The organism is Sphingomonas sp. 35-24ZXX (assembly GCF_000786215.1).
GTDB lineage: Bacteria > Pseudomonadota > Alphaproteobacteria > Sphingomonadales > Sphingomonadaceae > Blastomonas.
In genome coordinates, this window is record NZ_JROG01000003.1 from 1096764 (window position 1) to 1120780 (window position 24017).

At 66.8% G+C, this 24017-nt stretch carries 23 protein-coding genes; 14 read left to right on the plus strand and 9 right to left on the minus strand.

All coding sequences use genetic code 11. From position 1 onward, the window contains the following. Positions 1-43: 43 nt before the first annotated feature. From LI72_RS18990 to LI72_RS07765, 12 genes are all read left to right on the plus strand, one after another. Entirely contained in the window at positions 44-313 is a 270-nt protein-coding gene (locus LI72_RS18990; protein WP_052129595.1) for a CopG family ribbon-helix-helix protein, read from the plus strand. After that, a complete protein-coding gene (locus LI72_RS07715) occupies positions 310-597 on the plus strand; it encodes a type II toxin-antitoxin system RelE/ParE family toxin (protein WP_033925129.1) in 288 nt (95 codons plus the stop codon). The genes LI72_RS18990 and LI72_RS07715 overlap by 4 nt, the downstream gene beginning before the upstream one ends. Beyond that, positions 594-1238, plus strand: coding sequence for a nicotinate-nucleotide adenylyltransferase (locus tag LI72_RS07720; protein WP_033925130.1), 645 nt, complete (start codon positions 594-596; stop codon positions 1236-1238). The genes LI72_RS07715 and LI72_RS07720 overlap by 4 nt, the downstream gene beginning before the upstream one ends. 232 nt (positions 1239-1470) lie before the next feature. After that, complete coding sequence (rsfS, locus tag LI72_RS07725) at positions 1471-1791, plus strand: ribosome silencing factor (RefSeq protein WP_033925441.1); 321 nt, start codon at positions 1471-1473, stop codon at positions 1789-1791. A gap of 33 nt (positions 1792-1824) precedes the next feature. Then, the gene (locus LI72_RS07730) at positions 1825-2247 is read left to right on the plus strand and encodes a 23S rRNA (pseudouridine(1915)-N(3))-methyltransferase RlmH (protein WP_033925131.1); all 423 of its coding nucleotides are present in this window, start codon (positions 1825-1827) and stop codon (positions 2245-2247) included. 22 nt (positions 2248-2269) lie between these two features. Next, positions 2270-3463 carry a murein hydrolase activator EnvC family protein gene (locus tag LI72_RS07735; protein ID WP_033925132.1) on the plus strand — a complete coding sequence of 398 codons (1194 nt, stop codon included), beginning with the start codon at positions 2270-2272 and terminating at the stop codon, positions 3461-3463. Between the two features lie 244 nt (positions 3464-3707). Then, entirely contained in the window at positions 3708-5081 is a 1374-nt protein-coding gene (locus LI72_RS07740; protein ID WP_052129655.1) for a S41 family peptidase, read from the plus strand. A 48-nt stretch (positions 5082-5129) separates the two neighbouring features. Continuing rightward, positions 5130-5636, plus strand: a complete 507-nt coding sequence (locus LI72_RS07745) for a disulfide bond formation protein B (protein WP_033925133.1) — start codon at positions 5130-5132, stop codon at positions 5634-5636. Further along, positions 5633-6181, plus strand: coding sequence for a demethoxyubiquinone hydroxylase family protein (locus LI72_RS07750; protein WP_156139526.1), 549 nt, complete (start codon positions 5633-5635; stop codon positions 6179-6181). The genes LI72_RS07745 and LI72_RS07750 overlap by 4 nt, the downstream gene beginning before the upstream one ends. Before the next feature lie 78 nt (positions 6182-6259). Then, the gene (locus LI72_RS07755) at positions 6260-6841 is read left to right on the plus strand and encodes a hypothetical protein (protein ID WP_033925134.1); all 582 of its coding nucleotides are present in this window, start codon (positions 6260-6262) and stop codon (positions 6839-6841) included. Positions 6842-6942: 101 nt separating this feature from the next. After that, positions 6943-7473 carry a PH domain-containing protein gene (locus tag LI72_RS07760; RefSeq protein ID WP_052129596.1) on the plus strand — a complete coding sequence of 177 codons (531 nt, stop codon included), beginning with the start codon at positions 6943-6945 and terminating at the stop codon, positions 7471-7473. Beyond that, on the plus strand, positions 7470-9002 hold the full coding sequence (locus LI72_RS07765; protein WP_033925135.1) for a PH domain-containing protein: 1533 nt from the start codon (positions 7470-7472) through the stop codon (positions 9000-9002). The genes LI72_RS07760 and LI72_RS07765 overlap by 4 nt, the downstream gene beginning before the upstream one ends. A gap of 12 nt (positions 9003-9014) precedes the next feature. Here LI72_RS07765 and LI72_RS07770 read toward each other — a convergent pair whose 3' ends face one another. The 4 genes from LI72_RS07770 to LI72_RS07785 all read right to left on the minus strand — a co-directional run bounded on the left by LI72_RS07770 (position 9015) and on the right by LI72_RS07785 (position 16313). Next, complete coding sequence (locus tag LI72_RS07770; RefSeq protein WP_033925136.1) at positions 9015-12239, minus strand: autotransporter outer membrane beta-barrel domain-containing protein; 3225 nt, start codon at positions 12237-12239, stop codon at positions 9015-9017. A gap of 141 nt (positions 12240-12380) precedes the next feature. Next, positions 12381-14792: a TonB-dependent receptor domain-containing protein gene (locus tag LI72_RS07775; protein WP_052129597.1), complete on the minus strand. Its 2412-nt coding sequence runs from the start codon at positions 14790-14792 to the stop codon at positions 12381-12383. Further along, the gene (locus LI72_RS07780; protein WP_197051843.1) at positions 14779-15738 is read right to left on the minus strand and encodes a FecR family protein; all 960 of its coding nucleotides are present in this window, start codon (positions 15736-15738) and stop codon (positions 14779-14781) included. Before LI72_RS07780 ends, LI72_RS07775 begins: the two co-directional genes overlap by 14 nt. Before the next feature lie 35 nt (positions 15739-15773). Beyond that, on the minus strand, positions 15774-16313 hold the full coding sequence (locus LI72_RS07785) for an RNA polymerase sigma factor (protein ID WP_033925137.1): 540 nt from the start codon (positions 16311-16313) through the stop codon (positions 15774-15776). Between the two features lie 262 nt (positions 16314-16575). On the opposite strand from LI72_RS07785, the gene LI72_RS18995 reads away from it, so the two are divergent. Beyond that, complete coding sequence (locus LI72_RS18995) at positions 16576-16998, plus strand: hypothetical protein (protein WP_156139527.1); 423 nt, start codon at positions 16576-16578, stop codon at positions 16996-16998. A gap of 17 nt (positions 16999-17015) precedes the next feature. Here LI72_RS18995 and LI72_RS07795 read toward each other — a convergent pair whose 3' ends face one another. The 5 genes from LI72_RS07795 to LI72_RS07815 are packed head-to-tail and all read right to left on the minus strand — an operon-like array spanning position 17016 to position 21191. Further along, a complete protein-coding gene (locus LI72_RS07795; RefSeq protein WP_033925138.1) occupies positions 17016-18131 on the minus strand; it encodes an alpha-hydroxy acid oxidase in 1116 nt (371 codons plus the stop codon). Next, positions 18115-19122: an FAD:protein FMN transferase gene (locus LI72_RS07800; protein WP_231562397.1), complete on the minus strand. Its 1008-nt coding sequence runs from the start codon at positions 19120-19122 to the stop codon at positions 18115-18117. Before LI72_RS07800 ends, LI72_RS07795 begins: the two co-directional genes overlap by 17 nt. Beyond that, positions 19119-20075, minus strand: a complete 957-nt coding sequence (locus tag LI72_RS07805) for a DUF4198 domain-containing protein (RefSeq protein ID WP_033925139.1) — start codon at positions 20073-20075, stop codon at positions 19119-19121. The genes LI72_RS07800 and LI72_RS07805 overlap by 4 nt, the downstream gene beginning before the upstream one ends. 23 nt (positions 20076-20098) lie before the next feature. Further along, positions 20099-20575, minus strand: a complete 477-nt coding sequence (locus LI72_RS07810) for a DUF2271 domain-containing protein (protein WP_033925140.1) — start codon at positions 20573-20575, stop codon at positions 20099-20101. Positions 20576-20600: 25 nt separating this feature from the next. Beyond that, positions 20601-21191, minus strand: a complete 591-nt coding sequence (locus LI72_RS07815) for a PepSY-associated TM helix domain-containing protein (protein WP_052129601.1) — start codon at positions 21189-21191, stop codon at positions 20601-20603. Positions 21192-21561: 370 nt separating this feature from the next. On the opposite strand from LI72_RS07815, the gene LI72_RS07820 reads away from it, so the two are divergent. Then, a complete protein-coding gene (locus tag LI72_RS07820) occupies positions 21562-23961 on the plus strand; it encodes a TonB-dependent receptor (RefSeq protein WP_033925141.1) in 2400 nt (799 codons plus the stop codon). Positions 23962-24017 lie beyond the last annotated feature (56 nt).

Genomic DNA, 24017 nt, shown 5'->3' on the forward strand with positions numbered 1-24017 from the left:
CGCGCCGGTTGCGCGGGTCATGTATACAATGTATACATGACCCATGAGCAAGTCCCAGGTCATCACTGCCCGCATCGATCCCGAAGTCATGGAACTGGTCGACCGCGTCGCCAAGGCGCAGGGCCGCAGCCGCAGCTGGCTCGCCGCGCGCGCGATCGAGAAGATGGCCCGCGCGGAAACCGCCTTCATGGATTTCGTGAAGGAGGGCGAGGACGACATCGCCGCCGGACGGTATCTGACGCAGGAAGAGATGGAAGAGTGGGTGGAACGGCGGGTCCGCGATCGTCAGGCCGTGCGGCAAGCTGCTGAATGAAACGACTGATCTGGTCCCCCACAGCGCAGGCGGACCTCGCCGCTATAGATGACCAGCTTTACGATGAAGATCCTGACTTTGCAGACAGGGTGGCGATATCATCTGTCCGATCCGCCCGCTTCCTGCTGGACTGGCCGTTTGCAGGTTCGCTCGTTGGCGATGACGGCAGGCGCAAATGGCCAATTAAGAGGACACCGTATATTCTAATCTATCAACCGGTAGACGATGCCATTCACATCCTGCGCGTCTATCACGAGCGCCAGGACTGGGGCATCGAGCCATGAGCGGGCGACCTGTGCGCACTGGGCTGATGGGGGGATCGTTCAACCCCGCGCATCGCGGCCATCGCGCGATCAGCCTGTTCGCGATGGAGGCGCTGGGGCTTGACGAGATCTGGTGGATGGTCAGCCCCGGCAATCCACTGAAAGCAGGCGCACGCGACATGGCGCCGCTCAAGGCGCGGCTGATCTCGGCCAAGCGCATGGCGCGGCGCAGCCGGATTCGCGCGACCGCCATCGAGTCGCAACTGGGCACGCGCTACACCGTCGATACGCTCGCTGCCTTGCGCAAACGCTTCCCCAAGCGGTCGTTCATCTGGTTGATGGGAGCCGACAATCTGGCGGGTTTCCACCATTGGCACCGGTGGCGGGACATAGCGCGGCAAATGCCGATTGCAGTCATCGCTCGCCCGGGATATGATGAGGCTGCCATTTCGGGCCCCGCAATGGCCTGGTTCGGGCATCGTGTCCGTCCCCGAAGCCAGGCGAGTGACTGGACACGATGGAGTATGCCGGCGCTTGTGCAGCTGCGCTTTCGTCCTGATCCGCGATCTGCCACTGCCTTGCGCAGGGGCGATCCCGACTGGTTTCTGGATTACGCCGATATGATCGTGCGCGATGCAGTCACCCGGCAGGTTCTTGCGTGACACTCTGGCCAGCCATTCCGTCCGTCCTTCGGGACATGCCTTCCAACCCGCCCATTATGTTCAGCGCGCCGCCGCACCGCTTGCGGCCCGCGCAGTTTTCTCAAGCCAATATCTGCAAGGAGCTCCATTGACCGATCTTTCCCAAGCCCAGCCCCAGGCTCAGCCCCTGCCCGGCGGCGCTGCCCCGCGGACCGCTGAAAGCCAGCTGGCAGAAGCCACCGAACTGCACGCCATGGTGTTGCAATCGCTCGACGACGACCAGGCGCAGGAGGTGATCTCCATCCCGCTCGCCGGCAAGAGCAACATCGCCGATTTCATGGTGATCGCATCGGGCCGTTCGACCCGCCAGGTTGCGTCGATGGCGCAGAAGCTGGCCGAGAAGATCAAGCAGTCGGGCGGCAGCGCGCGCATCGAGGGCCTGACCAACGCCGACTGGGTGCTGATCGACGCCGGCGATGTCATCGTCCACCTGTTCCGGCCCGAAGTGCGGACGTTCTATAATCTGGAACGCATGTGGGCCTTCGGCGACACGCCCGAGGCTGCCAACGCCTGATCCGGCCCCAGAGGCCTGCAAGGACCAGAGCCGATGCGCCTGCATGTCATTGCCCGCGGCAAGATCGGCCGGTCGCCCGAGGCCGAGCTGGTGCAGCGCTATGTCAAGCGCATCCAGTGGCCGCTGGTGATCACCGAACTGCCCGATCGCGGCGGCACCGTGCCGCCCGCGCCGCAGGGCAGCCGCACGGTGATGCTCGATGAACTTGGCAAGCAGCTGACATCGATCGAGATCGCGCAGGCGCTCGAACGCTGGCGCGACGACGGGGTGCGCGAAACGCGGTTCCTGATCGGTGCGGCCGACGGGTTTGACGATGCCGAGCGCGCCAATGCCGATCTGCTGATCGCATTCGGCAAGGCCACCTGGCCACACATGCTGGCGCGCGCGATGCTCGCCGAACAGCTCTACCGGGCCACCAGCATCCTGGCCGGCCATCCCTATCATCGCGAAGGCTAGGGCTGTGCGGCGCTTTCCCCTGATGCTGGCACTGATCGCGGGTCTGGCGGCAACCACCGCGCTGCCCGGCAGCGCCGCCGCGCCTGCCCGGGCAGTCAACCTGCTCGATCAGGAACGCGCCGCACTCACCCGCGCGCTCATCGATGCCCGCGCTGCCGCCAAGCGCAGCGACACGCTCGAACGTCAGGCGCTCAGCGCCACGCAAGAGGCCGACAAGGCGCGGGCGCAGGCGCGCGTGCTGGCCTCGCGCGTACAGGAGGCCGAGGCCGATATCGCCGCCGCCGAGGCGCGGGTGAAGATCATCGCGACGCTGCAGCGCGCGCAAAAGGCGCGGCTGGTCAAGCGCCAGCAGCCGCTCGCCCGGCTGACCGCGGCGCTGCAGTCGATGGCGCGGCGGCCGACGATGCTGGCGTTGGTCCAGCCCGGATCGATCGACGACATGGTGCGCGTGCGCGCGGTGCTCGCCACCACCATCCCGCGTGTCGAGGCCGAGACCGCCGTGCTGCGCAAGGACATCGCCCGGTCGCGCGATCTGGCGCGGCAGGCGCAGCGTGCAGCGCGGCTGCAGCGCGAAGGGCGCAAGGAGCTGGCGCTGCGCCGCGCCGCTCTTGCCCGGCTGGAGGCGCGCTCGCGCACCCGTTCGCGCGACCTCGCCAGCACGTCGCGGCTGGAAGAGGAGCGCGCGCTCGGCCTCAGCGAACGGGCGCGCGATCTCGACGCGCTGGTGGGAACGATCGAGGCGAGCGGCACCTTGCGCCAGCAGCTCGCCGCGCTTGACGGCCCGGTGCTGCGCCCGCCCCGCCCGGAAGCCTCGCAGGTGATCGAGAATGTGACCCTGCCCGCCCGCTCGGCCCGCCCCGCCTATCGGCTGCCGACGCCCGGCGCCATCGTTGCGGGTTTCGGCGAGGTCTCCGCGACCGGCGTGCGTTCGCGCGGGCTGACGCTCGCCCCCCGCCCCGGTGCGCAGCTGATCGCGCCCGCCGATGGCCGCATCGGCTTTGCCGGTCCCTATCGCGGCTTTGGCCGGATTGTCATCATCGAGCATGTCGGCGGCTGGACCAGCCTGATCACCGGCCTGGCGCGCACCAACCTCAAGGTCGGCGAGCGGATCGCGCAGGGTGACCCGATCGGCCGTGCGGCAGACGTGCGTCCCCGCATCACGGTGGAGCTGCGCCGCGGCGGCCGGCCGATCGACATCGCCGCGCTGATCCGCTGAGCCCGCGCGTTCACCCGGCAGCAAGGTGCGCGCGCTAGCGTTGCGACGCTGGTCGAAACCGATTGCGGCTGGATGGCAAAGCATCTGGCAATTGGCCGCCCGGACGACTAGATTGATACGAACGCGCCTGGGGTATGCGCGGTGAACATTGCCTGGGGACCGTTCCTGCCACGACCGATGGCGGGGAAAGGCGATCCGCAGGCCAGGTTTCAAGCCGGTTCAACAACAAGGTTGCCATTCGATGATGAAGTCCCGCCTCGCCCGCGCCTCTGCAATCGCCCTGGCGGTTGCGCTGGTCCCGATCACCACCTCGGCCGTATCTCAGGTCGAATCGGATACGCAGGCGGAGATCGCGAAATTCGTCGACATCTTCGAGCGGGTGAAGACCGACTATGTCGAGCCGGTCGATGACGACAAGCTGGTGCGCGGTGCCATCGATGGCATGCTGGCCGCACTCGATCCGCACAGCAGCTATCTCGACGCGCGCGATTTCGCCAATCTGCGCACCCAGACCGAGGGTCTTTACGGCGGCCTCGGCCTGTCGGTGACAATGCAGGACGGCGCGGTCAAGGTGATCGCTCCCACCCGCGAGACCCCCGCCGACAAGGCCGGGATCAAGGCCGGCGACTATATCACGCATCTCGACGGCAAGCTGATCTATGGCGGCACGCTCGACGATGCGGTCGACCAGATGCGCGGTGAGCCGGGCACCTCGATCAAGCTCACCATCGTGCGCGAAGGCCGCGACAAGCCATTCGATGTCGACATTACCCGCGCGATCATCGACCTGAAGCCCGTCACCTGGGAGGTGAAGGACAATATCGGCATCATCACCATCGCCAGCTTCACCGCCAGCGTCGGCGATGACGTCAACGAGGCGATCCAGGCGATCGAGACCAAGCTCGGCCGCAAGCCGGTGGGCTATGTGCTCGACATGCGCTCGAACCCCGGCGGGCTGCTCGACGAGGCGGTCGCCGTCTCCGACGTGTTCCTGCAGAAGGGCGAGATCGTCTCGCAGCGCGGACGCCACAAGGGCGATATCGAACGCTATTATGCGCGCCCCGGCGATACCACCGGCGGTGCACCTCTGATCGTGCTGGTCGATTCCGGTTCGGCCTCGGCGTCCGAAATCGTCGCCGGTGCGCTGCAGGACCATCGCCGCGCGCTGGTGATGGGCGAACGCAGCTTCGGCAAGGGATCGGTGCAGACGCTGCTGCCGCTGTCGCGGACCTCGGCGCTCAAGCTCACCACCGCGCGCTATTTCACACCCTCGGGCAATTCGGTGCAGGAAGGCGGGATCGAGCCCGATATCGCGGTGCCGCAGCTCTCCGACCCCGATTACAAGACGCGCATGAAGCTGCGCGAATCCGATCTGCGCGGCCATCTGATCAACGAGATCGGTCTGGACGACAAGGATCTGGAGGTCGACAAGCTCGCCGATCCGCGCTTCACCATGACCACCGAGCAGCTCAAGGAAAAGGGCATCGAGGACTTCCAGCTGTATTACGCGATGGCAACGTTGCAGCGCACGACTTTGGCCAGCGCGCGGCTGGCGGCAACCCGGACGACCCCTGTGCGTTCTGCTGGTGCGGGGCGTCCGGTGACGCGCCGCAACTGACGCAGTTTTCCGCGTCGCCAACCATTCAAGCCGGGGGCCTGATCTGACATGACTTCGCGCGCGCCGCGTATCGCCGCATGGCTGGCGTTTCTTCTGCCCGCCTTCATGCTGGGTGGGGCCCTGATCAGCCAGTATGTCTTTGGCCTCTACCCGTGCGAGATGTGCTATTGGCAGCGCTGGCCGCACTGGGCCGCTCTGGTGCTCGGCGGCATCGCCGTGCTCTCGGTGCGCCGGGTGCAGGGGCTGGGCGTCGCCATGGCTGCGCTCGCCGCGATCGCCATCGCTGCCAGCGGCCTGATCGGCGGATTTCACGCCGGGGTCGAATATGGCTGGTGGGAGGGCCTGACCCGCTGCGCCACCGCAATGCCTGCCGGAAACACCACCGACGACGTGCTCAATTCGATCATGGCAGCCCCGCTGGTGCGCTGCGATACCGCGCCTTGGTCGCTGTTCGGCATCTCGCTGGCGGGCTATAATTTCCTCTTGTCGCTGGGCGGGGCGGTCGCCATTTATGGGCTGCTGCGCCGCAAGAAAACCGGGACAATTGTCGCATGATGCACGAAAACGAACCTCTCCAGCCTGTCGCCAAGGAGGTCGATCTGGCGCAGATGATCCGCGTCAACCAGGCCGGCGAATATGGCGCGACCCGCATCTATGCCGGGCAGCGCGCGGTGATGGGCGATCATGTGCCGGAATCCCGTGCGATCGCGGGCATGGCTGAGCAGGAAGAGGTCCACCGCGCCTTTTTCGACAAGCTGATGGCCGAGCGCGGCGTCCGCCCGACGGCGCTGCAGCCGTTCTGGAACATCGCAGGGTTTGGTCTGGGCGCTGTCACCGCACTGATCGGGCCCAAGGCGGCGATGGCCTGCACCGTGGCGGTCGAAACCGAGATCGACCGGCATTATGCCGACCAGCTCGAGGAACTGGGCGACAGCCATCCTGAACTGAGCAGCGCGATTGCCAGGTTCCGCGATGAAGAGCTGGAGCACAAGGACCGCGCGCTGACCGAAGGCGCCGAACAGGCATTCGGCTATCCGGTGATGAGCACGGTGATCCGCATGGGCTGCCGCGCCGCGATCGCGCTGTCCAAGCGCATCTGACCTGGGGGCGATCACGCCCTGTTCATCCTCGCGCGGCTATGCGCAGCACGACACGACACCGATTGGAGGATCAAGACGATGAAGACCGGATCGCTGGCAGCCCTGCTGCTGATAGGAACGGCCTTCGCCGCCCCCGCCTCCGCGCAGAGCTCCGCCGGTGACAAGGTGGTGCAGAAGATCGTCTATGGCGACGATGCCTGCGAGCCTTCGGACGATCCCAACGAAATCGTCGTGTGCATGCGGATGGACGAGCAGGAACGCTATCGCATCCCTGAGAACCTGCGCAGCGACCCCAATGCCATTGCTAACACCGCCTGGACCGAGCGGGTGCGGTCGATGGAGACCGTGGGCAATTTCGGCACCGACAGCTGTTCGCCGGTCGGCGCGGGTGGTTTCACCGGTTGCACCCAGTCGCTGGTTCAGGCCGCGCGTCTGGAAAAGAAGACCGGTGAAGAGGCTGTTGCCGGTCGCCTGATCGAGGAAGAGCGCCAGCGTCGCCTGTCGAACATCGATCGCGATGCTGCTGCGGTCGAAGCGCGTCAGCTTGAGGTCGAAGCCCAGCTCGATTCGCGCAAGGCCGAGCGCGAAGCTGCGGCTGCCGCGATGCGCGCGCAGGCCGATGGCCTGGAGCCCGAGACCGAAGCCCCCTCGCCCGAGTAAGCCCCGGCCACCGCGATTAACCGCCTTGCGCGACTAATACACCTGCCCCATATAGATCAGGCCGCCAACCCGGCGGCTGAACTGCGGGAGTGTGCACGCGCATGGCGTCTTCATCGGCTGACCTCTTCGTTCCGGCAGAACCTGACCGGCACGATGCGCTGGGCAGCGGTCTGCAACCCGTGGAGCGCAGCTTCATCCAGGTCATCCGTGTCACCACCGCGATGATCGTGCTGCCCGTGCTCATCGGCGCGGGCGTGCTGGAGTTCGCGCTGGTCGGCAAGGGCCATATCGAGCACGGGGCGATCCTGGCGCCGGTACTGGCACTGGCCGCCTTCATTCTGGTCTTCCTGCCGCAGCGGCGCTGGCGGCGCTGGGGCTATGCCCATGCCGACGAGCAATTGCGCGTCGCGCGCGGCTGGATGTTTCGCACCGACACCATCGTCCCCTTTCGCCGCATCCAGCACATCGATGTCGCTCAGGGGCCGATCGAGCGGCTTTTCGGCCTTGCCAGCCTGACCGTGCACACCGCAGGGACGCACAATTCCATCGTCACCCTGCCCGGCCTCACCCGCAGCAATGCCGAGGCGCTGCGCGACATGATGCGGCTGCACATCCGCCGCGAGGCCGAATGAGCGAGACGCTGGGCGCTGCCGCCCCTGCCCCGGCGGACCCGGTGATCGTGGAACCGGCGGCCCCGGCCGAGCGGCGGCTGCATCCGCTGACCCTGCTGCTCAACCTTTCCAAACAGGTGCCGCAGGCGGTGCTGGGACTGATCGCCCTGCGGCTAAGCGGCCCGGAGGAATTGCGCGCTTGGGTCGGGGTGTTTGCGCTGGTCGCCATTCTCGCGATGTTCGGAACCGAATATTACAAATGGTGGCGCTTTTCCTACCGGCTCGATGCGGAGGAACTGCGCATCGCCAGCGGCATCTTCAGCCGCAATGTCCGATCGATCCCCTATGAGCGTATCCAGGACGTCAATCTGGAACAGGGCCCGCTCGCGCGCCTGCTGGGTCTCGCCAGGGTCCGGCTGGAAACCGGCAGCAGCGGCAGCGGAGATGAAGGCGCGCTCGATTCGGTCGATCTGGCCGAAGCCTCGCGGCTGCGCGACGTCATCCGGTTGCGCAAGGCAGCGCAGGCCGAAGGCACCGGCGCTCACGCGGAAAGCATTGGCTCGACAGTAGCCGCGCAGGCCGATGCGCCCGTGCTGTTCACCATGGACATGCCGCGGGTGCTGACCGCCGGGGTGTTCAATTTCTCGCTGGTGTTCTTCGCCCTCGTCGGCGCGCTGATCAACAATCTCGATTTCCTGATCCCCGGCGATTTCTGGAATCCGCGCCGCATTCTCGACTTTTTGGGCCTCGACGATCTGTTCGCCACGCTCGATATGGCCGCGCGCATTGCCTCGGTGATTGCCGCGCTGTTCAGCCTGGTGGTCATCGGACTGGTCGGCGGCATCATCCGCACGACCTTGCGCGAATACGGCTTCCGGCTGGAGCGTACCGAAACCGGATTTCGCCGCAGGCGCGGGCTGCTGACGCTCACCGATGTCGTGATGCCGCTGCATCGCATCCAGGCCGCGGTGATCGAGACCGGGGCGATCCGGCGGCACTTCGGCTGGTTCGCGCTCAAGGTGCAGAGCCTTGCCAGCGACAGCGACAAGGAAAGCGACCACGCCATCGCGCCGTTCGCCACCGCCGAAGAGCTGCGCGCGGTTCTGGATGAAACCCGGATCGCCTGGGAGACCGACCATGCCGACATGCGCAGCGTCGATCCGGCGATGTGGTGGGTGCCCCTGGCCTTTGCCTTGCCGGTGCCGATGATCGGCCTTGGCGTTTCAGCCGCGCTGGCCAGCCCGTGGATCGCGCTGGCCTATCTGCTGCTGCCGATCGTCCCCGTGATCAGCTGGATGCACTGGCGCGCGCATCGCTATGCCCTGACGGGGGACCAGCTCTATGTGCGCGACGGCTTCTGGGCGCAGCGGCTGACGCTGTTGCCGGTGCGCCGGGTGCAGAGCGTCGACATCCGCCAGAGCGTCGTCAGCCGGTTCATCGGCCTTGCCGAAATTGCCATCGGGGTGGCGGGCCGTCCTTCTGCCGTGACGATCCATGCGATCCCGCTGGAGGACGCGATCCGGCTGCGCGAACAGCTGATCGCGTCCTGACGCGGCAGAGGGTCAGAAGCCGACGCGCAGCGATACGCGGGCGTTCAGCGCGAACCGGTCATATTGCTCCTCGGCGCCAAGCTCGCCGGCCAGCGAGAAGCCGTCCTGCCCGCCGACTAGGCGCAGTCCGCCGATCCAGCCATCGCCCCGCGCGTCGGGAACCAGGGTGAACGCCTCGCCGCCCTTGAAGCGCGCGGTGGTATCGCCCAGCGACCCTCCGATGATCTGGCGGCGACCACCCTCGATCTCGGCGCGGATCCACACGTCGCCAGCAGTCAGACTGCCGAGATCATAGCCTGCCACTAGAGTGCCATTGACCGCGATCTCGTCGCTGCTGCGCTCGTCCACGGTCAGGTTGAAGGCATCGCCGCCGCCGGTCTCGGCATAGCCATCCTCGTCGAGCCGATAGTAATCGATCGACGCCGCAGGACGCAGCACCAGCCGCCTGCCCAGCCTTGCCTCGTACGCGAGGCCCGCAGATGCGCTGTAGAGCTGACCCGACCAGTCGGCATCGGCCACCCTCTCGACCGCTGCGCCGGACAGCGCGGTGGCAAAGCGGCGGGTGCCGCCAAACTCGATCTGTGCCGCAGACCCGCGCGCGAAGGCTCGCAGCGGCCCCCAATCCCCGCGCCAGTGCGCAGCGAGCTCGTACTGGCTCGACCGCACTTCGTTGCCGGTATCGGTGTCATCGTTCTTGCCGCGAAGATAGGCGACCGACAGGCCGAATGCGCCGACATCGCCCGCCTTGATCTCCGCCCCGCCGGTAGCACCCCAGCCGCTGGTGTCGAAGGCAGCGGTGCCATCGCGATCCTTGGCACTGCCCCAGACGGTCTGCTGCAGCCAGAAGCCCCAGTTGCCCTGATCGCTATAGGGTGCCCGCGTGTCGGTCAGGAACCGCGCAGTCGCCCGCGAGCCCTGTGTCACGGTGGCGAAGGTGCCGCCGGCATGGTCGGGCAGCATCTGCTGCACCGCCGCGCTGGCCTGCGCGGCACTGGCGATCCCGAGGAAGCTGCTTGCCACCGCCGCATCGTTATCGAGCGCCTTGAACACCGCATCATAGGCGCGCGCCTGCGAGCCTGACAGCGCCAGCTCGGTCGCCGACTTGCGCTTGATGTCGACCGTCACCGTGCCTGCCGCATCGCTGCCGGTGAGCGTCGACTTGAACAGGAACGGCAGCGCGATGCTGGAGGCGACGATATTGGCGCTTCCGGTCAGCGAGCCGGCGCTGAGGATCTGGTAGGAGCCTTCCGACCGGCTGACGTTGGCGAGCGTGACCGAGAGCTTGGAACCTGCGGCAAAGCTCGCCGCGCCTGCGACGGCAAACCGGGTGAAGGTGCCCGCCTTGCCATCGATCGCCACGCCGATGGTGCCCTGTTCGCTGACCGCCAGCGAGCCGAGCGCCACCGTCCCCGGGCTGGTGATGGCGAGCGTTCCGCCAGCCACCGTCACCGCTGCCTGCCCCGCACCCGCGAGCGTTCCGCGCAGCTGCGCAGTGCCCGACAGCGCCAGCCTGTCGGCCCCGCCGCCCAGGTCCATCCGGCCCGCATAGGCTGCCTTGCTTGAGAGCTGTACGGTATCGGCCCCCACGCCGAAGGTCGCATCGCCCGATAGGCTGGTCTCGCCGCTTGCCGTCAGCCGGTTGGAACCAGCGCCAAAGCGCAGCGCGCCGGTGACACTGCCAGCGGAAACCTCCAGCACGTCATTGCCCGATCCGAAGCGGATATCGCCGGTGATCGCGGGCTTTGCCGTGGCCGTCGCGCCTGTCTGGCGGATTGTGGCCCCACTGGTATTGGCGGAAAGGTCGATGGCGATCGCGCGGTCGGCTGCGGGCTTTGCGGTGGTGGCGCTGATCGTACCGCTGTTCTCGAGCGTGCGCAGCGTTCCGGACAGGTCGATGATCGCACCTGCCGCGCCGTCGGTGGCGGCGGTCGCGGCAATCTTGCCGCTGTTCGTCAGGCTCGCCAGCGATCCGCCCGCATCGATGACGACGGCGCGCACCTGGCTGGTCGCCGCATTGCCGCCCGCCGCCTCGATTGTTCCGGTATTGCGCAGTGCCGGCACGCTGGCGAGCGCGCCGATGCGCAGCGCGGTGGCATTGCCGCCGTTGGATGTTGCACCGATCGAGCCTGTGTTGGCAACGCCGCCGGCGACGGTGGTCGCCCCGCCCAGCCCGCCGATCAGCATGCCCGTGGCCGCGACATCCTTGTAGACGCCGCTTCCCAGGATGCGGCCATTGTTGACGATGCCGTTGCCCGCCGCGGCGGTGCCTGCCACCGCGCCGATGGTCACCGTACCGGTGGCAGCGCCGATCTGCACCGCAGGCGCGGCGCCATAGGACGTGACCTGCGCAGTCCCTTCGGCAGCATCGTCAATGCCGTCCTTGTCCTCGTCCTTGTCATCGGGCTTGAGGTTGGGCGGCGGCGCATCGAACAGGATTCCGCCGGCCACCGATCCTGCGACCTGCAGCGCCGGGCCGCCCTGCAACAGGTCATCGGCGTCGAGCTTGCTGGGGTCTGCAGGCGATGTCGTGCTGCGATAGCCCGTCGCTGCGATCGCGCCCTGCACGGTCAGCGCCCCGCCCACCGGCCCAGTGAGGGCGACGCCCATGGCATTGGCGCCGCTCGCGGTGATCGATCCGGTGAGCGCCACATTGCCGGAAACCGCGCCTGCGCGGATGCCGACGGAATTGTTCCCCAGCACCGACACCCCGCCGCTGCTGTTCAGCGATCCGGTGAGCGGGCCTTCGAGGCTGATCGCCGCGCTGTCGTTGCCCTCGATGGTGATCGCGCCGCTGTTGACCACCGATCCGGTGAACGCGCCCAGGGTGCGGATGCCGAATCGGCCCTGCCCCTGCGCGAGCGGCCCATCGAGATCGCCGTCCTTGTCGGCATCGGTCGGCGCATAGGTCTCGTCGAGGGTGATCGTGCCCTTGTTGGTGATCGTCGCGGTTACGCCCGCTTGTGCCACGATCCCCGCTGAAGCGTTGGCATCGGTGGTCTGGATCGTGCCTTCGTTGGTGACATCGTGGTTGCTGGCCACGGTCACCGCAACGCCCGCGGTCGGCTTTATCGAACCGGTGCTGGTGATCTTGATGCTGTCGGCGGCGCCGTTGTTGGCAGTAGCGGTGGAGATCGGGGTGGTCCGCGCGGTGGTGACGCTGGTCTCGGCCAGCGCCGCGGCATGCGAAAGCAGCAGGGTGACCGGAGTCAGGCAGGTACAGGCCAGCAACAGGCGCATAAAGGTCCTTTCAGGATCGGGGGAGGAAGAGCTGTTCAGCTTCACTCACCAAGACGCTGCGGAGGAATCAGACCCGTATGGCGATGTTCGAAATTCGATCGAGAGCTGCGGTAAACTGCTGCAAGACAAAGCAAAAAATTGTCAGAAGCTGAAGTCTGCACCGATCCGGATGGTGCGCGGGCGCAGCGGCGTGATCTGGTCACCCAGCGGCAGCGTGAAGGGCGAGCCCAGCGCGAAGCGATTGCCGCGCGTGTCGAGCAGGTTGCTCGCCTGCAGCCAGAACGATCGCCCGCCGCGCTGCAGGCTGGCCGACAGCCCGGTGTCGAGCACATCGCCCTGCACCGCCCCCAGCACCGGCCCGATGCCCAGCCGCGATCGTCCGACATAACGCAGTGTCGCGCCCAGCGTGAGGTCGCCCGCATCACCCAGGCTGGCGCGATAGCTCGCCGCCATCCGCCCGGACAGCCGCGCGACATTGGGCAGGTCGTTGCTCTCGGCGATCACCGCGCCGGTGGGGATGCTCGCAAAGTCGAACCCTGTACGGTTCTGCGGCAGCACGAAAATGCCTGCCGAAGGATCGGCCAGCCGGCTGTCCGCCCATACCGCCGACGCCTCGATCGAGAACGCGGGAACCGGCTGCCACGCCAGCGTCGCATCCAGCGTCACGATGCGACCGTGGCCGATATTCTCGGTCGCGGGCAGACCATCGCTGTCGATCAGATCGGCCTGGATGTTGCGCCAGCGCGTATAGGCGAGCGTCACATCGCCGCTCAACGTGCTTCCGGAAAACGCGAGCCCCGCCTCGACCGCGGACACCGCGTCGGGCCGATAGCGCCGCACCATGTCATCGCGCACGCCGATGCCGCCGGGCCGGAAACCTTCCTGATAGCGCGCATGGCCAGACACGCGATCGGAGAAGCGGTAGCGCAGCCCTGCCGAGGGCAGGAACGCGGTCTGCTGGCGCCGCGCACTGCTGCGCGCGAGTATCGCCACCGCCGCCAGCGGGGCATCGAGCGCTTCGCCCGACAGCCGAACATGGCTGATCCTGCCGCCAAGATCGAGGAACAGCCGCTCGGTCGCCGGGATCGTCAGGTCGGCGAAGGCGGTGGCCTCATCCACCTGGTTCTCGATCCCGGTGATCGCCGACGATCGCTCGACCGATCCGCGCGCGCGGCGGATGCGATAGCGGTTGTGCAACAGGCTGGTGCCCGCGAGCCAGCCGATCCCGCCCGGGGTCTCTCCGGACAGCCGGGTCTCGTTGGTGATCAGCCGCGTCTCGCCGCGCTGGCGAAACAGGCTGGGCTCGGCCCCGGGCTGGCTGGTGTCGAAGGTTTCGGTCAGGTCGAGCCCGGTGACCGTGCTGGTCGAGAGCAGTTCGAAGCTGTCCCACTGCTTGCCGATCGCGACTTGGCCGAGCCGGAACCGGTTGCGAAACGGCTGCGCGAACGGGCTTGCACGGTCGAGCCGGTCGCCCAGCCGGTCGGCATATTGGCTATCGCGCCCGTCGATGCTCTGCGCCGCCCCCATCAGGTCGATCGTCCAGTCATCGCCTGGCTCGATCCGCGCAGCGATGCGGCCACCCAGAGTTTCGACGCGGTTGACGTCGTCGCGCCCGCGCAGCCGGTCGTCGATATAGCCGCCGTCGCGCCCGCCATAGATTACCGCGCGGATGCCGATCGCACCGGGCACCAGCGGCGCGTTGAGCATCGCGCTGGCATCCGCCGATGGATCGCCATGCTGGGTGGCGGCGAGCGAAACCGATTGGCCTGCCTGCCAGTCGTCGAGATCGGGCATGTTGGGGACCAGCCGGATGACACCGCCCAACGTCCCTGCGCCGTACAGCGTCCCTTGCGGACCCTGCCGCACCTCGATGCTGGCAAGATCGACCAGCCTCAGGTCCGGGTCCGGCGCGTTGTAATTGAGCCGCGCGGTGCCGAGATACTGGCCGACCACCGCCTGGGTGGGGCCGTTGAAGCTTGAATCGGCAATCGCGCGCAGGAACAGCCGGTTGCGACCGGGGCCGAGCTGGGTCGAGCCCAGGCTGGGCAATCGCTCGATTAGCGCATCGGAGCCGCGCCCCTGCCCGCCCAGCGCAAAATCGCCATCGAGCCGAAGATGGCCGAACAGATCGCGGGTCAGGCCATCGCTGCGTGCGCCCTGTGCAGTCACCACGATTTCCTCGACCGGTTGCGCCACTGGCACCGGCATCGCCACGGCGAGGCGGATCGGTGCCCCGCTGCGCCGGGAGGTTGGCGTTGCACGAACGATCCGCCAATGGCCGCTCGCCAGTTGCACGGACCGGGCATCGCTGCCATCGAGCAGCCGCTCCAGCGCACGCTCGGGCGTCATCACTCCGCGCAGCCGCCGCACCCTGTGGGTCCCCAATCGCGCGTCGCTGATTCCGATGGTGATCCCCGCCTGCCGCCCGAGCGCGATGATCGCGCTGTCGAGCCGTCCCGCGCCGATATCGATCGCGACCGGTCCCTGCGCCAGCACCGGTGCGGACGCGATCAGCAAGGGCAGCGCGAGCAGCGCGGTGTTAAGGGGTCGCATCGGCGCCGATCAGTTCCCAGCGATCGCCGCGCCGCACCGCGCGCGTTCCCAGCACCGGCGCGATGTCGGCAAGGTCTGCTGCGCCGCGCCCCCGGATCTGGATGACGCCGCTGAACGGACGCGCAGCCAGCGCCGGGGCGACCGATATGCGCGCGCCCAGGCTACGCTCGAGCGCAGCGGCGACACCGGCGAGCGGGGTGCCGGCAAAGCTCAGCTCGCCTGATCGCCAGCCGCCTACCTGGTCAAAGCCCACATCGGAGACCGTGATCTTTCCGCTGGTCGTATCGACAAGGGCGCGGCGACCGGCAGGCAGACGCACATTCTCGGCATCGGGATTGACGATCACCACGCCTTCGGAGACCGCGACGTCGAGGGCATCTGCATCGCGGACCACGTTGAACGCGGTGCCGGCATCCACCAGCTGGACATCGCCTGTCTCGACGACGAACGGGTCGCTGGCGTCGTGGCGGACCTCGAACAGCGCCTCGCCCATATCGAGCCGCGCAAAGCGGATATTGCGCCGGTCGAGCGTGACCCGCGTTCCCCCGTTGAGCAGGATGCGGCTGCCATCGGCCAGCGCAATGCTCTCGGTCTCGCCAATCGCGGTGGCGACTGTGTACGGCTGCGGGCGCATCTGCCACACCGGCACGGCGATCACGGCCAGCACCGATGCCGCAATCGCGCCGTAGATCCATCCGCGTCGACGATCTGTGCGCACCGGGGCCTGAATATTGTCATTGGCTGCGCGCGTCCGCACCGGTGCCGCCAGCGCATTGAGCTCTGCCATGACATTGCCCGCCGCCAGCGCGCGATCATAGGCGTCGCTATGGCGCGGGTCGGCCTCCAGCCAGGCGGCGAGACCGTCCCAGCCGGCAAAGTCCGCCTCCTGCGTGGCCAGTGCCCATTCGAGCGCCTGCTGGTCCATCCTGTCATCCGTGCTCATCATGGGTCCGTCCTGCTGCATAGACGTTGCGACGGGGTTCAATCCGCATCCTGGGTCTCCCGCCATCGGATGAGCGCGCGATACGCCTTTTGCAGATCCTTCTCGACCGCACTGAGACTGAGGCCCAGGTCCCGCGCAATCTGGCGCTGGCCGATACCTTCAATGCGAAACATCCGGAAGATCTGAAGCACCCGGTCGCCTTCGGCGCGCAACATGGCCTCGGCCTGGTCGAGCGTGGCGCGCGCGATCAACTGCCGGTCGGGCAGCGGCGCATCCGATACGTCGCCAACGCCGCCTTGAATCGATATCCAGTCGGAATCGCGCTGGCGGGCGCGCTGGGCCGAGCGATAGCGGTCGTGCATGACATTGTTGGCGGCGCGAAACAGATAGCCCCGCGGATCGGCGATCGGACCGGAATCGAGCGCCGACAGCCGCAACCACAGATCCTGCAAGATGTCCTCGGCGGCATCGCCGGCACCACGTGCGCGCAGAAACCGCAGCAGCGGCTCGCGCTCGGCAATCAGCACGGTTTCAAGTCCCTGGCTAGGCATCGGTGTCAATTTCAGACGTTTCGGCATGAGTTGGAGCGCGGCCACACAGGAAGACGTTTCCGCCACCCCAAACCCGCACGCAAAAAGGACTCTGCGGAAGTTTTTTTGTTCCCGATGCGGAATTGATCGGGCGGCGGCGTCTTCCCAGCAAAGCCAGCCTCACCCCCGGCTGGTTTGGACCGGTCCATGTTGCCCCCCAACGGACCGGAGGTGCCTTGAGGGGAAGGTTGCGACCAGCCTTTCCCTCAGGGTACCCGAAACCGCAACGGGGAGCCGGAGCGCCGCGGACATGTCGTATTTGCTGACCCTGTTGAGCACGCTGGCCCTGCTGGTCGCAGCGATCGCCCCGGCGGCGGTGGGCGCGACAGAGCCGACCGGCAGCAACCTGCTGTTCGTGCCCCCTGTCAGCGACGCAGCCGCCGAACGCATCGCGACCGGCACCAGCTGCATCGCGCTGCACCGCATCCGCTCCACCCGGATCATTGCGGGCGAAGGCATTGTCTATCAGATGACCGGGCACAAGGCGCTGATCAACCGCCCGCGCCATGGCGGTGCCCGGCTGGCGCGGCACCAGATCCTGATCACCCGGACATCCGGCAGCTGGCTGTGCGCGGGAGACATCGTCCACCTTGCCGACAGCCTGCCCGGGATCACCACAGGCGCGATCGCGCTCGGACATTTCGAGGCCTATCATCCGGCGCCCACCCGTTGATGCCGACGATGCGAGCATCACCAGGCAGAACGGGCGACGCCGAAATTGTGCAGGCATTGCAGGCCGATCTCGTCGATCGTGCGGCAGCCGGTTGACGCCATCGCCAGTTCCAGCTCGGCGCGCAGCACGCGGATGGCGTGCGCCACGCCCAGGGCGCCTGCCGTCGCCAGCGCATGCAGCACCGGCCTGCCGATCAGCACCGCGCTCGCCCCCAGCGCCAGTGCGCGCAGCACGTCGTTGCCGCGCCGGACGCCGCCATCCATCAGCACCGGCACCCACCCGTCCACAGCTTCGACGATCGCGGGCAGCAGGTCGATGCTCGCCGGCACGCCATCGAGCACCCTGCCGCCGTGGTTGGACACGATGATGCCGTCGACGCCCGATTCCACGGCGAGCGCGGCATCGTCGGGGTCGGTGATCCCCTTGACGATGACCGGAAGGCGGGTCTGCGCGCGCAGCCATGCGATATCATCCCACACCGGGGCATGGTCGATGATCGCGGTGCCGAACAGCAGCGCGTTCGCCGCCGCCTCCTGCTGAGGCATCTGCATCCCGGCAAGGTTCACCGGACCGATATCGGCGGGCAGCGCAAATCCGGCGCGCGCCTCGGCATTGCGCAGCCCGTTGACCGGAGCATCGACCGTCACCACCAAAGCGCGATAGCCGGCGGCCTCGGCGCGCTGGACCAGCGCGCGTGTGAACTCGCGATCGGGCTGGATGTAGAGCTGAAACCACAAGGGTCCGGTCGCCGCCGCCGCAATATCCTCGATCGGCAGGCTGGCCTGCGTGCTGACCACCATGCAGGTGTCGGTCGCACCCGCTGCGAGCACGGTCGCCAGTTCACCATCGGGATGCGCCAGACGGTGATAGGCCGTAGGCGCGATCAGGATCGGGGCCTGCAGATCCAGACCGAGCAGCCGGGTCGCGGTTGTCGCGCCGCGCATGCTGCGCAGCATCCGGCGGCGCAGCGGCAGGCGGGCAAAGGCCGCGACATTCTCGCGCAGTGTCCATTCGTCGCCCGCCCCGGCGTTGAGATAAGCCCATGTGCCCGGATCGACCCGGGCTTGCGCAAAGGTCTCGTAATCGCTCAGCGAGGCGATCTCGCGCGGGATATGGTCAAGCGGCGGCAGCATCGGGATCCACCATTCGCGTCAGGGCGGGGCTGAGCCACTCGCGGCCATCCCGCCGCACGATCCGAGCGATCAGCCCATGCCGGCACGCAAGCGCCTGTGCAGCGGCATCGTCAAGCACGCTGAGAGCGGTCGCCCAGGCATCGGCCAGCATGCAGCTGGGGTGCAGAACGCTCACCGCGGTGGTGCGATGGATCGCCGGACGACCGGTGGCAGGATCGAGCGTATGGCCCCCGCGCAGATAATCGCCCGAGGTCGCCACCGAGAGCTGGTGCAACGCGATGCGCAGCGGCGGCAGCCGCACGCCGGGCGGATCTTCCAGATCGACCCACCACGGATCGCCATCGGGACGCAGACCGCGTCCGGCGCACTCGCCTCCGATCTCGACCAGCGCATGGTGGAGGCCGTGCCGCGCCAGCAGATCGGCGATTGCGTCCACCGCAAAGCCCTTGGCGATGCCCGACAGGTCGAGCCAAACCCCGCCCGGCTGGAACAGGCTGCGGCTGCGCGCATCGAACGCGAGACGCCGCCACCCTGCCTGGGCCAGCGCCGCATCGATCTCGCACTGATCGGGATCGTCTGTCGTTCGGCGCGGGCCCAGCCCCCAGAGATCGGTCAGCCTCCCGACCGCCGGATCGAACGCGCCGCCCGAGGCCGAAGCGATACTGAGCGCCGCCGCCATCACCGCGGCGAAGTCCTGCGACAGTTCGAGCCGGGTTCCGCCATCGGCCCGGTTGAACCGCGACAGCTGCGATCCCGGTTCCCAATGGCTCATGTCGGCAACGATGCCATCAAGCCGGACCTGCACCTTCGCCTGCAATTGCGGCGCACCCAGCCCCGCCGACCTGGGAACCGCGACATGCACGCCCCAGGTCGTGCCCATCGTCTCGCCCGCCAGCCGCACCACCGGCGCGCCCGCATCAAAGCTGCGGAATACCGCCGGGTCGACGGCATCCGGAACCGCGATCCGCGGGGGTCGACCCGGCTGGCTCACGGAGCGAGCACTTCCAGCGTCGCGGTATAGCTCATCCGGCGTTTGCTGGCCTTGGGATGGCTGGGCTTGGCATCAGTGAGGCTGGCGTTGATCCAGTACATGCCCGCCATCGGCCATTGCACGGTGAGCATGCCCTGGTCATCGGTCTTGAGCTTTTGCGTCGCATCGCTGTCGCGGTACCGGCGGCCACCCGGGATCACTTCAACCTCCAGCCCGGCAGCAGGCTGGCCATCGACCAGAAAGCGGAACTGGCCCGGCTCGTTCGAGACAAGGTCGGTCGGCAGCGTGACCGGCACGAACTCCAGCCCCTTGCCCACAGGCTTGAACAGCGCATCACTCGGCTCGCCTGCGCTGACGAAGAATTCGTTGCGCCCCATGGTTTCGGTGAGGTCCAGATCGGTGGCATTTGCCGGAATGTCGTCGACGCTCGCCACGATATGGCCGGGGTCGATCTGCGGCCTGCCGCCCGGTCCGCTCGGAGCGCCCGGACCGCCCATACCAGCGCCGCCCACGCCAGGAGCACCTGCACCTGCGGGCCTTGCACCACCGGGGCCACCGGCACCTGCCGCACCTGGAGGCGGGCCGCGACGGCGCCCGACCATCCAAGGCTGGCCATCCACCTTGAAGCTGCCCGATACGCCGGCATTTTCCATCCCGATGCGCCACGTGCCGGGCTTGTCGATCCGGACATCGAAGGTCGAGCGATATTTGGATTTTGCGGCATTCTCGATCGCCCCCATCGAACCATCGGGCGCCCAGACCTTCACGCCATCGACGTTGAGCGCGTTGTGGTTGGGCTCGAACGGGGCGGTCGATGCGCCGGCATCCACGGTGACGCTCTGCTGCGTATCGGACAGCACCGTGGTGGATGGCAGCAGCCACTGGTTATGGGCGATGGCAGGCGCCGCAAGGCTGAGTGCGGCGACGGTGAAGAACAGGGTATTGCGGATCATGGCACGGCCTTTCGAAACGGAAATCAACGGGTCTTGACGACGATGGCGCCCAGCTCGGTCTTGCCGGCGGCCCTGGCAGCGCGCACCGGAACATCCAGCGGCATCGATACGAGTTCGCGACCGCCATCCTCGCGCGAGGCTTCGACGAACAGCGTGTAGCTTCCCGGCTTGAGGTTGGAGGGCAGGACGATGCGGTGAGCGCCCGGCGCGCGGGTCGCGCCGCTGATGCCATCGGCGGGCAATTTCAGGCTGCGGCCGCCCTTGCGCCACCAGGTGCGCAGGTCCGCGAGCCACTTCGTGCCGGGCTCTGCGCCGCGCTTGTCGACGTCATACCAGACCGCCAGGGTGCGCGCCGGGCCGCCCGCCTTGGGCTCGATCCACACCGCGACATAAGGCACATGATATTCGGCAACATCGATGCGCGGAATGGTGACCGTCACCGTTCCGGCAGAGGCAGGTGCCGCAATCACGCTGACGGCGATGGCTAGGCTTGTCTTCATGAAGGATGGCTCCTCGAATGGTCTGTCACAAGTGCATGAAAAGCAGGATGATTCCCGCCGGAACGAGGGTGCCCAGCCCCACCAGCGGCCAGGTCGACGGGCGGTGCCGGGCGTGCAGCTGCAGCAACAGCAATCCAGTGAAGGTGAAGATGATGCAGGCAACGGCGAGCACATCGATCAGCCAGAACCACGCCGTGCCGGTGTTGCGGCCCTTGTGCAGATCGTTGAAGAACGACACCCAGCCGCGGTCGGTGCGTTCGGCCTCGATCGCGCCTGTCCCTCGGTCGATGCTGACCCAGGCGTCGCTGCCGGGGCCCGGCACCGCGACATAGACCTCGTCCGCGCTCCATTCGGCCGCCGCTGTGCCGGCGTCGACCCCCACCAGCGCCCGCACGTCTGCGCGAACAGCATCGGGGAGCGGGGCTTTATGCTCCGCCTGCATGCGCGCAAGCAATCCGATACTCGATGCCGGCAATGTGGCGGTCGCGGTGACAATCTGCGGTTCTGCCGAGATCGTGGCGGCATGGTTCAGGGTAATGCCGGTCACCGAAAAGACGAACATCCCCGTCAGCGAGATCGCGGCGCTGATCCAGTGCCAGCTGTGCAGCTGCTTCATCCAGAACTGCCGGGCCGAGCGCGGCTTGCGCCGGGCCGCGGGGCGCGGAGCAGGCGCCGGACGACTCGCGGCAGGCGCTCCGGCTGCCCCACTCTCGACTCCCTCATCCGCCGCATTGCGCAGCGAAAGATCGTCGGGGGATGAACAAGATGGCTGCAACGACAAGGCGATGTCCCGCTGCTGTGATGACCTGAGGATCGGGGTTTGTAACTTCGCACCTGCGCAAACTGGCAGGCTGTGTCAAACGATTTAATGCGAATGAGAATCATTTGATACAAATATGCCAAGCTTGTTACAAATGCATTGACTCTGCGAACGAGTCGCAATAGCGGCCCCGCATTCCCAATCCACTTTCTCGGGGGAGAACCCAATGACTGCTGCGAAAACCACACCGCCTCTGCTCGCTCTGAGCTGCGTCGGCGCCATTGCCTTCACCAGCCCGGCCTTTGGCCAGGATGCCCAGTCCAGCCAGCGGCTGGGCGGCATGACGGTGACCGACAGCGCGATCGAGGAGAGCGAGGTCAAGGTCGAGCAGGCCGCCTCGCCCAAATACACCGCGCCGCTGCTCGACACGCCGCAGACGATCACCGTCATTTCGGCCAAGAGCATTCAGCAGCAGAACCTGCTGACATTGCGCGATGTGTTGCAGAACGTGGCGGGCGTGACCTTCGGCGCGGGCGAAGGCGGGTTCGGCTATGGCGACCGCATCATCCTGCGCGGTCAGGATGCCAAGAACGATGTCACCATCGATGGCGTGCGCTCCAGCGCCTTCCAGAACCGCAACGAGACCTACAACATCGAGCAGGTCGAGGTCACCAACGGCGCCAATTCGGTGTTCAGCGGCGGCGGTTCGGTCGCTGGCAACATCAACCTGGTCACCAAGAAGCCGCTTGCCACGAGCCAGAGCGTCATCACCGGCGGCATCGGCACTGACAATTACTATCGCGGAACCGTCGATATCAACCAGCGCGTCTCAGACCTGATCGCGGTGCGCCTCAACGCTGTCTATCACGAGAATGACGTTCCGGGCCGCGATGTCGAATTCTACAAGCGCTGGGGCGTCGCCCCCGCAATCACCATCGGCATCGACAACCCGACCAATCTGACGCTGCAGTTCGAGCATCTCGACGACAAGGCGATGCCGCAATACGGCCTGCGCTATTATGCCAATCTCGGCGGTTTCCTCGACGATTTCGACCGCGAAGGCTATTACGGCTTTGCCAATCTCGATCAGCAGAATTCGAAGACCACCGCGCTCCAGGCGATCTTCAGCCATGAACTGAGCGACAGCGTCTCGGTGCGCAACCTGACGCGGTACGAACATATCGCGCAGAACACCGTCACCAGCCAGCCGACCGGCACCTTCTGCCTCGCCTCCACTGGACGCCAGCCCGGTACTTTTGCGGTTCCGTCGGTTGAAAACGCATGTCCGGCGACTGTCCCTGCAGGCTATTATCTGCCGACCGGGGGGCGCGGCGTGCAGCGCCTGATCACCAACGACACCTTCTACAATCAGCTCGACCTGACCGCCAGCTTTGCGACCGGAGGCATCGAACATTCGCTGGTGATCGGGGCATCCTATCTGCAGGAAGACTATCGCCAGACATCGGGCAACCTGCCGCGCAATGCCGATGGCACCACGCCTGCCTTCGCGCTGGTCAACATCGCCAATCCCGGCGAGGTGATCCAGGGGCCTGCAGGGTTCGTCTATGGCAGCAACATCTACACCGGCCCGGTCAACTTCATCCTGGGCAGCAAGGCGCTGGGCGACCGCCGCGTCATTGCCGGCTATCTGTTCGACACGATCAAGTTCGGCGACCATTTCGAGATCAACGGCGGCGTGCGGTACGAGAATGCGCGCGGATCGAACAGCACCTTCTCCTATGTCATCACAGGGGCCACCCTAGGCCAGCTGAGCGCGGTCACCGGTCCGTTCGACAACGAGGACAACCTGTTTTCCTACCGCGTCGGCGCGGTGTTCAAGCCGACCGAGGACACCAGCCTCTACATCGCGACCGGCACCTCCAAGAACCCCTCGCAGGCCGCCGTCGACGGCGCGTGCACGGCAGCCAACTGCAACCTCGCCCCGGAAACCACGACCAACTACGAGATCGGCGCCAAGGCGGACCTGTTCGGCAAGCGGTTGCTGGTCAACCTCGCCGTCTTCCGCAATGACCGCGACAGCATCCGGATCAATTCCAACGATCCGATCTTTCCCGAACAAAGACTGGATGGAAAGCAGCGGGTGGAAGGTGTGTCGTTCGGTGCGTCGGGCAACATCACCGACAACTGGACGATCTCCGCCAATTACATGTACCTCGATTCCAAGGTCCAGCGCGGAGTGTCCGACTTCTGCCTCGCCAATCCCGGCGCGACCAATTGCGGCAATAGCGCGGCGTTCCCGGATCCCACGGCAGGCTCGCAGCTGCAGAACACCCCGCGCCATTCGGGCAGCCTGTTCACCAGCTACCGCTTCGATTTCGGGCTGGAGCTGGGCTATGGCATCAACCACCAGGGCAAGTTCCTGCTGAACTTCCCGACGGTCGCCGAGCTCACGGCGGGCACCTACACGCCCTATTTCGTGCCCAGCTACACGATCCACCGGGTGATGGCATCCTATCCCATCACCGAGCGGCTGCTGGCGCAGGTCAACGTACAGAACCTCACCAACGAGAAATACGTGACCACGGTGCGCAACCAGCTGGGCGGAAGCTGGGCTCAGCCTGGCCTGGCCCGCCAGGCGGTGTTCAGCCTGAGCTACAGCTTCTGACGCAGGCCGAGCGGGCGGCGGACACAGGGCCGCCCGCTGTCCCCCATCGTTTGAGG

Excerpts from the sequence above, each read along its gene's own strand:
- LI72_RS18990 (WP_052129595.1), top strand. The coding sequence starts at position 44 with ATGAGCAAGTCCCAGGTCATCACTGCCCGCATCGATCCCGAAGTCATG.
- LI72_RS07715 (WP_033925129.1), top strand. The coding sequence starts at position 310 with ATGAAACGACTGATCTGGTCCCCCACAGCGCAGGCGGACCTCGCCGCT.
- LI72_RS07720 (WP_033925130.1), top strand. The coding sequence starts at position 594 with ATGAGCGGGCGACCTGTGCGCACTGGGCTGATGGGGGGATCGTTCAAC.
- rsfS (WP_033925441.1), top strand. The coding sequence starts at position 1,471 with ATGGTGTTGCAATCGCTCGACGACGACCAGGCGCAGGAGGTGATCTCC.
- LI72_RS07730 (WP_033925131.1), top strand. The coding sequence starts at position 1,825 with ATGCGCCTGCATGTCATTGCCCGCGGCAAGATCGGCCGGTCGCCCGAG.
- LI72_RS07735 (WP_033925132.1), top strand. The coding sequence starts at position 2,270 with ATGCTGGCACTGATCGCGGGTCTGGCGGCAACCACCGCGCTGCCCGGC.
- LI72_RS07740 (WP_052129655.1), top strand. The coding sequence starts at position 3,708 with ATGAAGTCCCGCCTCGCCCGCGCCTCTGCAATCGCCCTGGCGGTTGCG.
- LI72_RS07745 (WP_033925133.1), top strand. The coding sequence starts at position 5,130 with ATGACTTCGCGCGCGCCGCGTATCGCCGCATGGCTGGCGTTTCTTCTG.
- LI72_RS07750 (WP_156139526.1), top strand. The coding sequence starts at position 5,633 with ATGATGCACGAAAACGAACCTCTCCAGCCTGTCGCCAAGGAGGTCGAT.
- LI72_RS07755 (WP_033925134.1), top strand. The coding sequence starts at position 6,260 with ATGAAGACCGGATCGCTGGCAGCCCTGCTGCTGATAGGAACGGCCTTC.
- LI72_RS07760 (WP_052129596.1), top strand. The coding sequence starts at position 6,943 with ATGGCGTCTTCATCGGCTGACCTCTTCGTTCCGGCAGAACCTGACCGG.
- LI72_RS07765 (WP_033925135.1), top strand. The coding sequence starts at position 7,470 with ATGAGCGAGACGCTGGGCGCTGCCGCCCCTGCCCCGGCGGACCCGGTG.
- LI72_RS07770 (WP_033925136.1), bottom strand. The coding sequence starts at position 12,239 with ATGCGCCTGTTGCTGGCCTGTACCTGCCTGACTCCGGTCACCCTGCTG.
- LI72_RS07775 (WP_052129597.1), bottom strand. The coding sequence starts at position 14,792 with ATGCGACCCCTTAACACCGCGCTGCTCGCGCTGCCCTTGCTGATCGCG.
- LI72_RS07780 (WP_197051843.1), bottom strand. The coding sequence starts at position 15,738 with ATGATGAGCACGGATGACAGGATGGACCAGCAGGCGCTCGAATGGGCA.
- LI72_RS07785 (WP_033925137.1), bottom strand. The coding sequence starts at position 16,313 with ATGCCGAAACGTCTGAAATTGACACCGATGCCTAGCCAGGGACTTGAA.
- LI72_RS18995 (WP_156139527.1), top strand. The coding sequence starts at position 16,576 with ATGTCGTATTTGCTGACCCTGTTGAGCACGCTGGCCCTGCTGGTCGCA.
- LI72_RS07795 (WP_033925138.1), bottom strand. The coding sequence starts at position 18,131 with ATGCTGCCGCCGCTTGACCATATCCCGCGCGAGATCGCCTCGCTGAGC.
- LI72_RS07805 (WP_033925139.1), bottom strand. The coding sequence starts at position 20,075 with ATGATCCGCAATACCCTGTTCTTCACCGTCGCCGCACTCAGCCTTGCG.
- LI72_RS07810 (WP_033925140.1), bottom strand. The coding sequence starts at position 20,575 with ATGAAGACAAGCCTAGCCATCGCCGTCAGCGTGATTGCGGCACCTGCC.
- LI72_RS07815 (WP_052129601.1), bottom strand. The coding sequence starts at position 21,191 with ATGAAGCAGCTGCACAGCTGGCACTGGATCAGCGCCGCGATCTCGCTG.
- LI72_RS07820 (WP_033925141.1), top strand. The coding sequence starts at position 21,562 with ATGACTGCTGCGAAAACCACACCGCCTCTGCTCGCTCTGAGCTGCGTC.